We start from the raw sequence: 15,302 nt of genomic DNA, 5'->3' as shown, positions 1-15,302 counted from the left end.
GATAATGCTTGTATTTAAATTTGGCGGCGCGTCTGTAAAGGATGCTGCGGGTATAGCCAACCTGGCACTGATTGTAAAAAAGCACGCTGCTGAGCCATTGCTTATAGTGGTGTCGGCAATGGGAAAAACAACCAATGCTTTAGAAGATTTGACCCGCGCTTATGTTAACCAGCAGGATAATGTACATCAGCTTTACGATGGTATCAAGCAATATCATTATCAAGTATTACATGAGTTGTTTGATGACGCTCATCCGGTATTTGATGAAGTAGCCAATACTTTTGTTGAAATTGATTGGATGCTGGAGGATGAGCCGCACGACAGTTACGATTTTATATATGACCAAATTGTGTCAATTGGCGAATTACTTTCATCCCGGATTGTAAATGCTTATTTAGTGCATGCGGGGCAGCTAAGTCGTTGGTTAGATGTACGTGGTTATATACATACCGATAATAATTACCGCGAAGGTTTAGTAGATTGGAATAAAACCTGTGCAAGCATACAAAAGGATTTACCGGCCTTGCTGGAAAATAGCATTATAGTAACGCAGGGCTTTTTAGGTGGCACATCCGAAAATTTTACCACTACACTGGGGCGCGAAGGATCTGACTATACAGCATCCATTTTTGCTGCCTGCCTTAACGCCCAATCGGTAACGACATGGAAAGATGTGCCAGGCATATTGAACGCCGACCCAAAGTTGTTTACCGATACAGTAAAGTTCGACGAGCTATCTTACACGGAAGCCATCGAGATGACTTATTATGGAGCCAGTGTAATTCATCCTAAAACGATCAAGCCATTATACAATGCAGGTATTCCTTTGCTCGTAAAGTCGTTTAATGACCCGGATGCAGCAGGAACAAAGATTAGCCAGACTGGTAAAACGCACTTTGATAAAGCGGTTATTATCATTAAACAAAACCAGGTATTACTTTCGGTATCAGCAAAAGACTACTCGTTTGTTTCCGAAAGCCAAATGAGCCAGATTTATTCTTTATTTGCCAAAAATCATGTCAAGATCAACGTATTACAAACATCAGCCTTGAGTTTGTCGGTATGTATAGACTGGGTTGAAGAACGTTTTGAGAAGCTTTTGTTGGAGTTAAGGGAAAATTTCAACGTAAAGTATAACAACCGCTTATCCTTAATCACACTAAGGCATTACCAATACAGTTTGCTTAAGGAGTTGGTTGAAGGTAAGATCGTACTGCTCGAACAAACCAGCCGTAATACTGCGCAGGTTGTTGTAGCCGGTTAATGTTTATTAGACTCTTTCCGACCAGCCCTTGATACTTTGGATACAGGTATGTTAATTGCCTTGGATTCAGTTGCTATTTTAAAATAAGGTAGTGAGAAATAAAAGGTGGACCCTTGATTTAGAAGGCTTTCGACCCATATTTTTCCTTTATTAAGCTCCATAAACTCTTTGCAGATCACCAAACCCAAACTGGTACCGGTTTCATTGTTAGTGCCTTTGGTGCTTACGTTTTCGATATCAAAAACAAGCGGAAGTCTCTCTGCACTTATACCAATGCCGTTATCTTTTACCGAAAATAGCACACGATTATCAAACTGATTAACCACAGCCTCAATCTGTATGACCCCACCTGTTGCTGTAAATTTTACAGCGTTTGATAGTAGGTTGCGCAATACAAATTCAAAATGGTTAGGATCAACCATAACGGCTACACTATCGCTTACTTTATCCTGAATTTGTATCATCTTCTTTTCAGCAGCCTCTTTGAGCAAGCCTACAGTTCGTTGTATGATTGGTTTAGGCTGCACAATCATACTGTTAAGTCTTACGCCTTTAAGCTGCATTTCGCCCCATTTGAGCAGCATGTTCAACGTCTCTAATGATACATTACTGGCGGCGGTTAACCTTTTAATCAACATCGATTTTTCTTCGCCGTTGATATCGTCATCATCGAGCAAAAATAACAGGTCAATTACCGAAGCAAACGGCGCCCTTAAGTCATGCGCCAGTATGGAGAACAGCTTGTCTTTAACCCGGTTCGAATCCTGCAGGTCGGTGTTGGCCGTGTTTAGTAGTTTATTTAACTTACTTGTACGATAAAAATAATAGGCAAAAACCAGTAAGGTAAGTATGCTTGCAACAGTTAGGCCGATGTAGAAGTTACGCTGTTGTTCCTGGCTGCTGTTAACCTGCTTAAGTTCATTAACTTTAGCCTTAGATTTATATAGTTGGTATTCAGACTGCAAACTAACCACCTGTTTGGCCATCGCCTTATAAAACAGGCTGTCTGCAAGTCGGTTTTGCAGCTCTTTCATTGACAAAGCAGTCTTAAAATCTTTTTCAGACTTATATAATTCAGACAGGCGACCCAATATATCAATCTGCTGTTTGTAGGCTCCTTTATCTTCAACAAGATTTAATGCCTGCCTATAATAATATAATGCTTGTTTAGCATTAGCAGCTCCATAGGTATCGGCAAGGCCGGTTAATGTTTGCAATTCGCGCAGGTAGTTTTGAATGGTGCGCGCCTTTTGCAAGGCTGTTATTTGTAGCTCTATGGATTTCGCCTTGTTACCTTCCTTATTATAAACTTTAGCTAAATTATTTATCAGCGTAATGTTCAATCCTTGATATTGCGGTTCATCACTCAGCATAATTCCTTTCTCCAGGTAAGCCTTCGCCTTTGCGGGCATACCCAGCTCACGATAAATTACACCAAAGTTGTTATATATATTAAGTGATAGATTGGAAAATGGAATAGTATTGTTTATGCGCTCGGCGGTATTTAGATACTTCAATGCAATGTCGAACTTGCGCTGGCCCATATAGCCTTCTGCAAGTGTTAAATATGCTTCCATACGGCCAGCTGTATTATGGCTGCGTTCGCTTACTTTTAATGATTGCAAAAAGTAACCTATTGCTTTGTCGTAGTTACCCTTTCTAAGCTCTACCACACCTAAGCGCACAATAACGGCTGCTTCGCCAACAGCATTTTGCGTTTTACGGTGAATAGCGAGCGCTTCCAGGTATTTAGGTCTCGACGTCTCAAAATCGCCTTTATTGTCGTCAATCATCCCGAGTTGATTAAGCATATTGGCTATACTTTTATCATCATGCTGCTGACGGGCCTGTGCAAGCGCCAAATTGGCAAAGAAGATAGCTGAATCGGGTTTGAAGTAGCGATAGCGCTTTATCAATTTGTCAAAATCGACCATGTTAAGCGCAGAAGATGCCTTACCGGTTGGGATGTTACCGGGTGCCTCCGCCCTACTATAACCAATGGTTAAATAAAGCGCAGTAATAGTCAATAGTATAAATTTTCTTAGGGGCATTTATACGAACATGTAAATATAATTATTATTTCGCTTTTACGGATACTATTGATGAAAGTTGATTTTATTATTAGTTAAAGCCACCTATAAGCTATAGTCGTTATAAAAGAAACCTCTTTTCACCGGCAGAATACTATATATAATAGTACCCGGCTTACTTTTTAACTTTTTTAGCAAAATCACACTCGAATACCTAACTTGGCCGCACGTGTATAAACCTTACCCCACCCCATGGATAAACAACAGATTCTGGAGTATTTAAATCAGAATGATATTCATCATATAAAGTTCGCCTTCGCCGATGTTGATGGAATTTTGCGGGGCAAGGTGATCCATAGAAAAAAATTTGAGGCAGGACTAGACAAAGGCTACGGTTTTTGCGATGTTGTGTTTGGTTGGGATAGTAATGACCAGGGGTATGATAACGTAAATGTCACCGGCTGGCATACCGGTTATCCCGATAAACAATGCCGTATTGACCTATCTACTTTTCGCACAATTCCGTGGCAAGATGATATGCCGTTTTTCATGGCCGATTTTAGCGGCGAGGGAAATGACAATGTACCTTGCCCCCGCACGCTTCTTAAAAAAATAGCTGATGAATGCCAAGCCCTTGGTTTTCATCCGGAGTTTGCGCAGGAATTTGAGTGGTTTAATTTTAAGGAGAATCCACAATCATTACAGCAAAAAGGCTTTGCTGATATGGAACCGTTAACACCAGGCATGTTCGGTTATTCAATACTTCGCACGTCTCAGCAAAGCGACTTTTATTTTGACTTGGTTAATTTGCTCGAACAGTTTGACATCCAGTTAGAGGGTTTGCATACCGAAACGGGGCCGGGCGTTTATGAGGCTGCCATTATACATGACCATGTAGTTGCCGCAGCTGATAAAGCTGCTTTGCTCAAAAATGCTGTTAAGGAAATTGCATCAAAACATGGCATCACCGCCACTTTCATGGCCAAGTGGACAGAAACTCTACCCGGTTGCAGCGGCCATGTGCACCAAAGCTTATGGAGTTTGGATAAAACTACCAACCTATTTTATGAGCCTGCCGATGAACATAATATGAGCGATACCATGAAACATTATGTTGCTGGTCAGCTCTATTGTTTGCCGCACATTTTGCCAATGTATGCGCCAACCATAAACAGTTACAAAAGACTGGTTGAAGGTGCTTGGGCGCCAACTACTATAACCTGGGGTATAGACAACCGTACTACTGCCCTGCGTATATTAAATTCATCGTCGGCATTAACCCGTGTTGAGACCCGTATTCCGGGTGCCGATACCAACCCTTATCTGGCTTTGACAGCTGCGCTGGCATCGGGATTATATGGTATAAAAAATAAATTGCCGCTTACCATTGCCCCTGTTAAAGGTAATGGCTATTTAGATAAAAGCAACGGCAGCATCGCGTCCAATTTGCTGGAGGCTGCCACCGCCATGAAAAACTCGGCTATTGCACGTGAGTTATTTGGCAACTCATTTACAAAGCATTTTGCGCATACTCGTATTTGGGAATGGCGACAATTTAGTAAACAAGTTACCGACTGGGAATTAAAAAGATATTTTGAGATAATTTAACCCAAACGGGTTATCACCAATTATGGACCACGAATTAAGTAAGCTGATTGTACGGAAAGCTTGGGAAGGTTATGATGCTTCTAAAGTTATCAGAAGTATTGATGACATCAGCGCCAATGTATCAACCAATTTCGTATTTCGCATCACCTTTGAGGATGACGATATTATAATTGCCAAGTTATCAAATTTTGGCAAGCACGAATATTTTAAGGAAGACCACCGTATTATCCACAGTTTATCTAACAACCTGTTATACCCATACGAGAACTTTCTGGCCAAATCGTTACTCAAAAATAACCGTGTATATATTTACCGCCACCGGTTAAGTGGTACAGATGCCTGGGTGGTTTTCTACAACCCAACCCGCATTATGGAACGCCTTCCACGCAGGTTGGAAGATCATCACATCCGTAAGATTGCACAGCAGTTGGCCAAGTTTCATAAAGCATGTTCGAGAGCCAGCAAAGTGCTGCCCAAGTCGTCAAAAACAATGCGCACGGATATCAACACTTTACTGGAACAATTAGGGCGAGACGAAAGCAGGTTCGGAACCCGGAGCAATGCGGACCAGCTTAGGTATCATTGTGATAAATATTTGAAAGGCCGGGCCAAATATGCCGCAAACACCTTTGAAACAATACCTGTATTTATAGACTGGAACATTGGCAACTTCTCAGTTACACCTGAATTAGAACTTTACTCCCGCTGGGATTATGACTGGTTTAGAATGAGCACCCGTATGATGGATTTTTACTTCTTCAGCCGGGTTGTATCTGATGCAGGCGATCGTACCGTGTTCAGTTACCTCGTCACCACCATGATGGAGAAGCGTTTTATTATGTTTTTGGAAGAATACCATAAGCACAACCCGCTTTCTATAAATGAAGTTTACTTTTTAAAAGAAGCCTATCGTTTTTTCATTTTAAATTATGTGATAAAAGACGGCAAGCATTTTTTTAACGAGCAATATGCCGTAAAGCTACAGCAGGAGGCGTATGATATATATTTACCTTCAGTAGATCGTGACTTTGATGCCGAGGTATTACTGAGTGCGCTCAAACTAAAACCCTAATTTTAGCTCATATTCTATGCTACCTATTGATTTTAAAAGTGTTGTTGACCGTTATCAGGTAATTTTCTTTGACTCGTTCGGTGTTATAAAAAATTACAAAGGGCTCGTTCCGGGGATGATAAACACCTTTGATTATCTTGAAGAAAATCAAAAGGATTATTATATAGTTACCAATGATGCTTCACGCAGCCCGCAACAGCTTGCTGAATCTTTTAACAAACTGGGGCTTGAGCGGATAACTCCCGAAAAAGTAATTTCTTCGGGCATGCTGGCACAGGAATATTTACAACTTAAAGTACCCGATGGAATAGTAGCCTACCTGGGTACTGATGGATCTGCCTATTACATAGAAAGTGCCGGGTTAAAGGCCATACCGGTTAGTGCCATTAATGACACTAACATAAATCAAGTAAATGCACTCGTATTTTTGGACGATGAGGGTTTTAATTGGTTTGGAGATCTAAATCAGGTTGTTAACCTGTTACGTAAGCGAACTATACCTGCTATAGTGGCCAATACAGACTTTGCATACCCGGTTACTAAAAATGATGTAGCTATTGCCGTAGGGGCTTTAGCAAATATGATTGAACACATTGTGGGGAAAAAATTCATACGGTTTGGTAAGCCTGATTCACAGATGTTCATGTTTGCTTATGATTTGGTTCGTGAAAAAAGCAACATTAGTAAAAAAGACATAGTAATGGTGGGTGATACACTGCACACCGACATTTTAGGTGGCAATAAATTTGGCGTAGATACCGTGTTAGTGTACTCAGGTAATACCCTACCAGATGAAGCGGCTACCAGTATTAATGCCACCGGCATAGTTCCTACTTACATTTGTGAAACTGCTGTAATAGTGTAACATGTATTCAAAAATTTATGCCGTATTAATCGACAATTAACTTGCATTATCCAATAATTTGTAACTTCGCCACCATCAAAGTGGATAAATCATTTGCCGGCACTTTACATATTTTTCCGTTTTTAGCGTTCGCTAACTTTTTTCACCGCCGATACGTCTATACATAGCTCGCTTACTCATTTCAGCACTTTGATTTTCATCAAAAATTTTGGTATAAATGAAAAAGCTAACCGAGAGCAATGCTTACGCGAATACACTTGTTTTAATTGTTATTTTTTTATCGTTCGGTTATTCATTGCTGCTTATACTGGACTGGGTATAGGTGAGTCTTATTATTTCAGAGGTGCTGTAAAGTTCGAGTTAAGTTATTTTGATCAGCCACCACTGTTTTTTTGGATAGGCCGTCTGAGCACTCAACTCTTTGGGCTTAATGCGTTTGGGTTGAGGTTTCCGTCAGTACTTTTATTTGCAGGTACTTGCTGGCTTCTTTTCCTGGTTACGCGTTTGTTGTTCAACGCCATGCCTGGTTTGCTTTCAAAGCTAACAGCCCCGTTTAAGGTACCGGCAATGCCAGTTTTAGTAATTGTTTTACTTACTTTGTATTCCATTACTGAGCCAAGCTTCCTATGCATAAACCTATACCAAGTCTGTTTATAGCCTTTCTGCTTTTTATAAATTTTAATTCTGTATACGGAGCGCAGATAAAAAGCCTTGGAGTACCTTATATTCAAAACTATCATAAATCAGTCTATAATTCAGGCAATCAAAATTGGTCGGTTACTCAGGATAAGAATGGCATTATGTACTTCGGCAATGGAGAAGGACTGTTAGTTTATGATGGCCGTTACTGGCAGCAATATGTTATGCCACATCGGCAAATTGTAAGGGCTGTAGCAGCCGATGATTCAGGACGTATATATACCGGTGGCTTTGGCGAGTTTGGCTACTGGTCTTACCAGCAAAACAAACTTGTTTTTAAATCTTTAGCTTCCTTAATACCCAGGCAGAGTGCATTAGCCGGCGAGATATGGAAGATATATATTGATGGTAGCCGGGTTATTTTTCAATCATTCTCTCATATTTATATCTATCAAAACAACCATGTCGACGTTGTAAAGGCACCGACACCATTCTTGTTTCTTCACAAATGTGGCAGTCGTTTTTTTGCCGAAGTGATTAACAAAGGCCTGTACGAGTTAGTTGGTGTTAAGCTTAGTTTTATCCCTGGCAGTGAAAAGATTCATGGTGTCCTTTCCATGTTGCCTTACAAAAGCAACCAATTTATTATTGGCACTAACAAATCGGGGCTATACATTTTTGATGGTAAAGCATTTAACACATTTAATACACCCGCAAATCCGTTTTTAAAAGTTAATCAGCTAAACAATGGAGCGCGGGTACTGGGCAAGTACTTTGTTTATGGAACTATCCTTAACGGAATCATCATTATTAATGAGGATGGCCGGATTGTGCAGCAGATCAACAAAATAAGTGGCTTGCAAAACAACACTGTACTCAGCCTCTATGCAGACAGTAACGAAAATCTTTAGCCAGGGCTGGACAATGGAATTGACCGTGTCGAGCTAAGTTCTCCGCTGTACTTCTACTTTGATAAAACCGGTAATTTAGGCACTGTTTATTCAAGCATAATACAGAACAATAAAATTTACCTAGGTACCAATCAAGGCCTGTTTTACAGTGAGTGGCCTCAACAGAATAGTTCGCTCAACTTTCACATGGTTGCCAATTCCCAGGGTCAGGTTTGGGACCTTAGTTTATTAGACGGGCAATTATTTTGCGGCCACAATAATGGCACATTCAAAGTTGTAGGTGACCGAATTGAAAGAATCTCGGCTATGAACGGCGGCTGGACCATTAAAAGGCTCAATTCAAATCCCAATTTTCTAATTCAGGGTACTTATAATGGACTAGCGCTGTATAATAAGAATGCCGCAGGTAAGTGGGTATTGAAAGGCGCAATTGCTGGATTTGACGAACCATCACGGCATGTGGAGCAGGATAGTAAGGGCGATATTTGGGTGAGTAACGCTTACAAAGGTTTAAGCAAATTGACATTAAGCACCGACTATAAGAAAGTAATTGCAAAACGTGCATTTGACGAAAAGAACGGTTTGCCAGGCGATTATAACATCAATGTATTCAACTTAGAAAACAAAATAGTCTTCTCTTCAAGTTCGGGCTTTTATACATACGATGAACTAAGTAATCGCTTTAGCAAATATGTAGTTTTAAATAAAAAGCTAGGCTCATTCGCTACATCAAATAAAATTATTAATGCTGGTGCGCATAAATACTGGTTTATAAACCATGGTAAAATGGCTTTGGTCGATTTTTCGCAACCTGGTAAGTTACCCATTGATAATACCCGCTTCAGTGTGTTAGACGGCCGTATGGTTCAATCTTATGAAAACATAAGTCGCATTAGTAATTCTGTTTATCTTATTAGTGTTGACGATGGTTTCGTAATTTATGATGCAGCGGGTGACGATGCTAAAAACGTTTCCAGTAAATTACCGGCTGTACTTATAAGGCGAATTGATGACATTACTGATAGATACAAAACCTTAAGCGAAAACGGCAGTACCGGCGCACTTTTAAAAGTAACCAATAACCGGAACAATCTTCGAATAGCGTACGCCTTGCCATACTACCGCCAGGCCCATGTGAGATTTCAATATTTTCTGGAGGGTTACTCCAAACAATGGTCAGACTGGAGTGCTGCTACGCAAAAAGATTTCACCAATCTGGCTACTGGGTCTTATATATTTAAAGTGCGTGCGCGTATCAACCATGCGGTGATGAGCCCTGTAAGCCGTTTTGATTTTGAAGTATTGCCACCCTGGTATGCTAGCAAATGGGCTTATATTCTTTACATGCTATTAATTGGCGTGTTAGTCTTGATTAGCAAAAAGCTCTACCGCAGAAAGCTGGCAAAAGATCATCAGCGGATAGCCAAGCAAATGCAAAGAGAACAAGACGAAAAATTGAAAGTTGAAGCCGAAGCAACTGAGCGGGAGATACACCGGCTGCAAACAGAAAAATTGCAGTCTGAACTAAATGCTAAAAACCGCGAACTGTCTAACTCAGCGTTATCAGTAGCTTACAAAAACGAATTGCTACAAAAACTGAGTGATGAGTTGGCAAAGCTAAAAGATGAAAATGGCAAAAGGCTACCCACAGATCAGATCAACAAAGTGCAAAAGGTAATCAACGATGGCATGAACGATGAGCGAGATTGGAACCTTTTTGAGAAAAGCTTTAACGAAGCTCACGAGAACTTTTTCAAGAAACTTAAAGCACAACATCCGGAACTAGTACCGAATGACGTAAAGCTTTGTGCCTATCTAAGAATGAATATGAGTAGCAAAGAATTATCATCGCTACTTAATATCACGTTGCGGGGTGTCGAAATTCGGCGGTACAGATTACGTAAGAAGTTAAATATACCTCATGATAAAAACCTGGTAGAGTTTCTCATGGAGCTTTAGCACTACATCATTACCTCTCATACTACCTTAATTCCCATTTCTGCTAAGCATTTTGCAACTCATTTACATGTTATCTATTTTATCATCACAAGTCTTTTAAAAGCTCATTTTAAGCTTAAAATATTTAAACATATGGTTTGTACCAGTGTTTAATTGAACGTTGATGTAATAATGTGAAAGTAGAAATGCTTGTACAAACAAAAAATCAAACTCAATTTCGCCTTGCTGTTACTCCCCGATATCAGCTCACCGATTAACTAATTTATCTACAGTATGAAAAAAACTTTTACAAGGATTATCCTTCTTGTCGTGTTTTGCTTTTCCGCTTTTTCGGTATTAGCGCAAAGCATTACAGTTACCGGAACAGTAACTGACAGCGTTGACAAATCGCCATTGCCCGGCGTTACCGTTAAGGTGAACGGCAGTACGGCAGGCACCCAAACTGATGTTAATGGTCGCTTTTCAGTTAGCGCTGCGCCCAACGCCACCCTGCAATTTACTTATATTGGGTATATGACAAGGTCAGTTTCTGTAAATGGTCAAAGCACTTTAAATATTATGCTCAGCTCATCAACCCGCAACCTGGAACAGGTAGTGGTTGTAGGCTACGGCACCCAACGCCGGCGCGACGTTACAGGCGCTGTAGGCAATGTAGGTGGTGCCGAACTGGCCAAACAGCCGGTACAAACACCTGCCCAAGCTTTGCAGGGAAAGGTAGCAGGCGTACAGGTAATTGGCTCGGGTCAGCCCAACTCTCAACCTCAGTTACGTATACGTGGTACCGGGTCAGTATTGGGGGGCGCAAACCCTTTGTACGTTGTGGATGGCGTACTAACGGATGATGTCCGTAACATTAACAATAACGATATCATAAGTATAGATGTACTTAAAGATGCATCTGCAGCTATATATGGTGTACGAGCGGCTAACGGTGTTGTAATTATTACCACCCGCAAAGGGAAGAACGGGCCACCGGTAGTGCGCTATGATGCCAATGCCGGCTTCAGGGAACTATCAAACCGGGTGCAGATGGCCAACCGCGAGCAATATGTTTCTTACCTGCGCGATGCAAACCCCACTATATTAACTTCTGACGCAGCTCCACTTACTACACCTGGGTCAACCGATTGGTATAATGAGGTGTTGAAAAAAGGCCTTCAAATGAGCCACAATCTGTCACTTTCGGGCGGCAGTGAAAAAACAACTTACTTCTTTAGCGTAGGTACTTTTACCGACAATGGCTTAGTTAAAACCAATGCCTTTAACCGCTACACGTTCCGCTCTAATATCGATGTAAAAATAACCGATAACTTAACCTTCGGTACACAGTTATCTTTAACCCGCAGTAAAGAGCGCCCTGTACCGCTGGAAGGTGTGTATAGTAATGTTTACCGGGCAGCACCGGTTATTCCGGCTATTGATGATAACGGCCGTTATGGTAATACCAGTTTGTGGGGCAACCTGGGCAACCCATTGCTTAGCCTGAATAAAACAAACAACCAAACCATTAACAACCGTGTACAGGGCAATATTTACCTCGAATACAAACCGATCAAGTCAATAACCCTGCGTACAGCACTTAACGCAGATACGTACTGGAACAAATTGCGTAATTACAACTACCGCTTCGCAGCCGATCAAAATACCTTTACGGTAGCCGGCGGTCAGCAATTTAACCCGTACAGCACCTTGCTGGTACAAAACGATGAATCGTTCCGTACCATTTGGGACAATACGATTACCTGGCAGCAGACATTTGGCAAGCACAACTTTACTGTGCTGGGGGGTTATACACAAGAATACATACGCACCGAATTGCTTTCCGGCACACGCCGCGACGTGCCTGAAAGTCAAGACCTGTGGTACCTTGATGTGGGCAATCCTGAGGTTGGTGCCACTTATGCTAATAATGGCACCCTGTTCAAAAGGCTATCTTATCTTGGCCGGGTAAACTACAGCTATGCAGGCAAGTACCTGTTCAGCGCCTCATTCAGGGCTGATGGCAGCTCGAGGTTCAGCGAAAAGTTCGGTTACTTCCCTACCGTTAGTGCGGGCTGGGTGCTGTCAGAAGAAGGCTTCCTTAAAAGCAGTAACCTCATCAGTCACTTAAAGCTTCGGGGTAGCTGGGGCCAGTTAGGTAATGATAATATTAGCCAGGGTTTATTTGTAACCACAGCAACACCTAACCTACCCTATTTCTTTAACAATGGCTTATCATTAGGCACAGCTATACAGGATATTAAAGACCCTAATCTTAAATGGGAACGTACCGATCAGTGGGACATTGGTTTGGAGTATGGCCTCTTTAAAAACAAACTTACTGGTGAAATAGATTACTATAGTAAAAAAGTACGCGATGCGTTAACTAACGTGAGTATTCCTGGTATTTTGGGCGACCCAGATGCTATCTACGTAACTAATGCCGCTTCTTATCAAAACACAGGTATTGAGTTCTCTGCCAAATGGAGCGATAAAATAGGTAAACTGGGCTATAACATTGGTGGTAACATCAACTATAATAAAAACAAGGTAATAGGCCTAAACGGCGGCCAGGCGCTTGTTGGCGGCGGCATTGGTAACCAGGGAAGCATTACCCGTACCGACAACAACCAACCTATAGCTAGTTTTTACGTATTACAGCAAACCGGCATTTTCCAAAACCAAAGTGAAGTTAACGCCGCGCCTGCATATAACCTTAATGGCTACGGCAAATCTGTTGGCGGTATGATGTTTGCCGACTTAAGCGGCCCTAATGGTGTACCTGATGGTGTAGTTGACACGTATGACCGTACCTATGTAGGTTCTTACCAACCCAAATTTTACGGTGGGTTCAATGTCGGGCTCGATTATCAAAACTGGGACTTGAGCGCTGATTTTTACGGCAACTGGGGTAATAAAATTTACAACGGCCGTAAAGCTTTCAGAGCAAACCCAAGTGATAACGTACAAGCCGATTATGTACAAAACCGTTGGACGCCAAGTAACCCGTCAAGTGTAAATCCGCAAGTTATTGCTCAAAATTTGCCAGCATCAACGTACTTCGTTGAGTCGGGCGCATTCTTAAGACTGAATAACCTGACACTGGGTTATACGCTACCAGCTGATGTGTTAAAACGTTTTAAATTAAACCGGGTAAGAATTTATGCTACCTCTCAAAACCTGTTTACCGCTAAACGATATACCGGTTTTACCCCGGAAATTTTAACAACAGATGTGCTTAACTCGGGTATAGATCTTAACGGCTACCCTACAACACGCACTTTCTCTTTTGGTCTTAATGTTGAATTTTAATCCAACCGTCATCCATGAAAACACTATATAAAGCTACGGCAATTGCCACTTTTACGACGCTGCTTTTGAGCACAGGATACTCCTGTAAAGACTCACTTGACATCAATCCACAAGCTCAGATCACCGAAGAACAAATCATTTCCGATCCTAATGTGGCGACAAACTTAGTAACCGGTATTTACAATATATTTTTTGCCGGCGACGCGTTTGGCAACGATGTGCGCGGGTTTCAGTTTACCATATTGGGCGATATTGCATCAGACGATGCCGACAAGGGCAGTACGCCGCAAGATTATGGCGATGCTAATGCAATTGATCAATTGCAAGCCAATGGTAATAACGGTGTGGTAAATAATATTTGGAAAGGCTACTACCAAGCCATTGCACGTGCCAACCAGGCGCTATCACAACTACAGAATGCACAGTTTGATGCCACCACCAAGAACCGGCTTATAGGCGAAGCACGTTTTCTACGCGGCATGTTTTACTTTAACCTTGTACGCATTTTCGGCGGTGTACCCTTGTTAAATCGCGTACCAGCTGCCAGCGAAGTCAACTTACCGCAGTTCCAAACGCGAGCAGCAGCTGCCGATATTTATAAGTTTGTTATTGATGACCTCACCTTTGCAGCTAATAACCTGCCTGTAATTGCCAACAACAGTGCCGATGTTGGCCGTGCAAGCAAGGGTGCAGCTCAGGCGCTGTTAGCTAAAGTATACTTGTATAACAAAGATTATCAAAATGCCTATAACACGTCGCAAGCCGTTATTACAGATGGCACTTATGGATTGCTGAACGATTTTACACAACTCTTCAGACAGTCAGGTAATAATAGCCGTGAGTCTATATTTGAAATACAGGCCGGCCAAAACCTGGCCTGTAACGCTGCTATTGATAGATTTACCGTTGCTCAAGGCCCTCGCGCCGGTGGTAAGAACGGCTGGGTAGACCGTGGTTATGGCTTCAACAATCCTTCGGTAAGCCTGGCTAATGAATATGAGCCAAATGATGTTCGTAAAAATGCGACCATTATAACAATTAATCCTTCTAACGGTGCTAATTCAGTTGGCACTATCTTGTACGATGGCTTTAGGGTTCCTACGCAGGATTCGGTACAAAATCAGCGCTACAACTACAAAGCCTATTATAGCCGCGAGGCTGAGCCTAATTGTGGCAATCCTGATCGTTTACCTAAACATGTAATGGTTATTCGTTATGCCGAAGTATTGCTCATCCATGCCGAAGCAGCTTCGCAAATTGGCCAGGGCGGTGCAGCCCGGACTGATATTAACGCCTTGCGCAGAAGAGCCAAGGTTGCCGAGCTAACCGGCATACCTACCCTACAGCAAATTTGGCACGAGCGCCGTGTTGAACTGGCCATGGAACAAGACCGCTTTTTTGACCTGGTGCGCCAGGATGCCGTACAACCGGGCCGTGCAGCCGCGGCGTTTACTGCCGATGGAAAAACCTGGAACGCAACAAGGGCCGTGTTCCCTATACCGCAACAGCAAATTGATTTGAGCGGCGGTAATCTGAAACAAAATCCGGGTTACTAATTTTTAGATAGGTGGAGCGATTAATGCAGCTCCACCTATTCAATTTAAGTTTACTGTTATACTTAAGCAGAACGCTTAAGTTAATAATCTCAACCCATAGCGATCTG

At 41.9% G+C, this 15,302-nt stretch carries 10 protein-coding genes; 9 read left to right on the top strand and 1 reads right to left on the bottom strand.

What is annotated here, in order from left to right:
- The first annotated feature begins 4 nt into the window (after positions 1-4).
- Positions 5-1,264, top strand: a complete 1,260-nt coding sequence (locus ABDD94_RS10535; RefSeq protein ID WP_345955837.1) for an aspartate kinase — start codon at positions 5-7, stop codon at positions 1,262-1,264.
- On the opposite strand, the gene ABDD94_RS10530 is transcribed toward ABDD94_RS10535, so the two are convergent.
- On the bottom strand, positions 1,261-3,315 hold the full coding sequence (locus ABDD94_RS10530) for a tetratricopeptide repeat protein (RefSeq protein WP_345955836.1): 2,055 nt from the start codon (positions 3,313-3,315) through the stop codon (positions 1,261-1,263). The two genes, ABDD94_RS10535 and ABDD94_RS10530, sit on opposite strands and share 4 nt — an antisense overlap.
- A 231-nt stretch (positions 3,316-3,546) precedes the next feature.
- Here ABDD94_RS10530 and ABDD94_RS10525 point away from each other — a divergent pair, with 231 nt between their 5' ends.
- From ABDD94_RS10525 to ABDD94_RS10490, 8 genes are all read left to right on the top strand, one after another.
- Positions 3,547-4,902 (top strand): glutamine synthetase family protein, encoded by a 1,356-nt coding sequence (locus ABDD94_RS10525; RefSeq protein ID WP_345955835.1) that lies wholly within the window; start codon positions 3,547-3,549, stop codon positions 4,900-4,902.
- A gap of 22 nt (positions 4,903-4,924) precedes the next feature.
- Positions 4,925-5,974, top strand: coding sequence for a hypothetical protein (locus ABDD94_RS10520; RefSeq protein ID WP_345947569.1), 1,050 nt, complete (start codon positions 4,925-4,927; stop codon positions 5,972-5,974).
- A 16-nt stretch (positions 5,975-5,990) separates the two neighbouring features.
- Entirely contained in the window at positions 5,991-6,839 is an 849-nt protein-coding gene (locus ABDD94_RS10515) for a TIGR01459 family HAD-type hydrolase (protein WP_345947570.1), read from the top strand.
- Between the two features lie 189 nt (positions 6,840-7,028).
- Positions 7,029-7,496, top strand: a complete 468-nt coding sequence (locus ABDD94_RS10510; protein ID WP_352432896.1) for a glycosyltransferase family 39 protein — start codon at positions 7,029-7,031, stop codon at positions 7,494-7,496.
- On the top strand, positions 7,466-8,389 hold the full coding sequence (locus tag ABDD94_RS10505; protein WP_345955833.1) for a hypothetical protein: 924 nt from the start codon (positions 7,466-7,468) through the stop codon (positions 8,387-8,389). Before ABDD94_RS10510 ends, ABDD94_RS10505 begins: the two co-directional genes overlap by 31 nt.
- 186 nt (positions 8,390-8,575) lie before the next feature.
- Positions 8,576-10,348: a triple tyrosine motif-containing protein gene (locus ABDD94_RS10500; protein WP_345955832.1), complete on the top strand. Its 1,773-nt coding sequence runs from the start codon at positions 8,576-8,578 to the stop codon at positions 10,346-10,348.
- 273 nt (positions 10,349-10,621) lie between these two features.
- The gene (locus tag ABDD94_RS10495) at positions 10,622-13,639 is read left to right on the top strand and encodes a TonB-dependent receptor (protein WP_345955831.1); all 3,018 of its coding nucleotides are present in this window, start codon (positions 10,622-10,624) and stop codon (positions 13,637-13,639) included.
- Between the two features lie 14 nt (positions 13,640-13,653).
- Positions 13,654-15,195 (top strand): RagB/SusD family nutrient uptake outer membrane protein, encoded by a 1,542-nt coding sequence (locus ABDD94_RS10490; protein ID WP_345955830.1) that lies wholly within the window; start codon positions 13,654-13,656, stop codon positions 15,193-15,195.
- Positions 15,196-15,302: the final 107 nt, after the last annotated feature.

Source organism: Mucilaginibacter sp. PAMB04168, from assembly GCF_039634365.2.
Lineage (GTDB): Bacteria > Bacteroidota > Bacteroidia > Sphingobacteriales > Sphingobacteriaceae > Mucilaginibacter.
This window is presented reverse-complemented; position numbering and strand designations above follow the sequence as displayed.

Coding starts and splice junctions, on each gene's coding strand:
- ABDD94_RS10535 (WP_345955837.1), top strand. CDS start 5: ATGCTTGTATTTAAATTTGGCGGCGCGTCTGTAAAGGATGCTGCGGGT.
- ABDD94_RS10530 (WP_345955836.1), bottom strand. CDS start 3,315: ATGCCCCTAAGAAAATTTATACTATTGACTATTACTGCGCTTTATTTA.
- ABDD94_RS10525 (WP_345955835.1), top strand. CDS start 3,547: ATGGATAAACAACAGATTCTGGAGTATTTAAATCAGAATGATATTCAT.
- ABDD94_RS10520 (WP_345947569.1), top strand. CDS start 4,925: ATGGACCACGAATTAAGTAAGCTGATTGTACGGAAAGCTTGGGAAGGT.
- ABDD94_RS10515 (WP_345947570.1), top strand. CDS start 5,991: ATGCTACCTATTGATTTTAAAAGTGTTGTTGACCGTTATCAGGTAATT.
- ABDD94_RS10505 (WP_345955833.1), top strand. CDS start 7,466: ATGCATAAACCTATACCAAGTCTGTTTATAGCCTTTCTGCTTTTTATA.
- ABDD94_RS10500 (WP_345955832.1), top strand. CDS start 8,576: ATGGTTGCCAATTCCCAGGGTCAGGTTTGGGACCTTAGTTTATTAGAC.
- ABDD94_RS10495 (WP_345955831.1), top strand. CDS start 10,622: ATGAAAAAAACTTTTACAAGGATTATCCTTCTTGTCGTGTTTTGCTTT.
- ABDD94_RS10490 (WP_345955830.1), top strand. CDS start 13,654: ATGAAAACACTATATAAAGCTACGGCAATTGCCACTTTTACGACGCTG.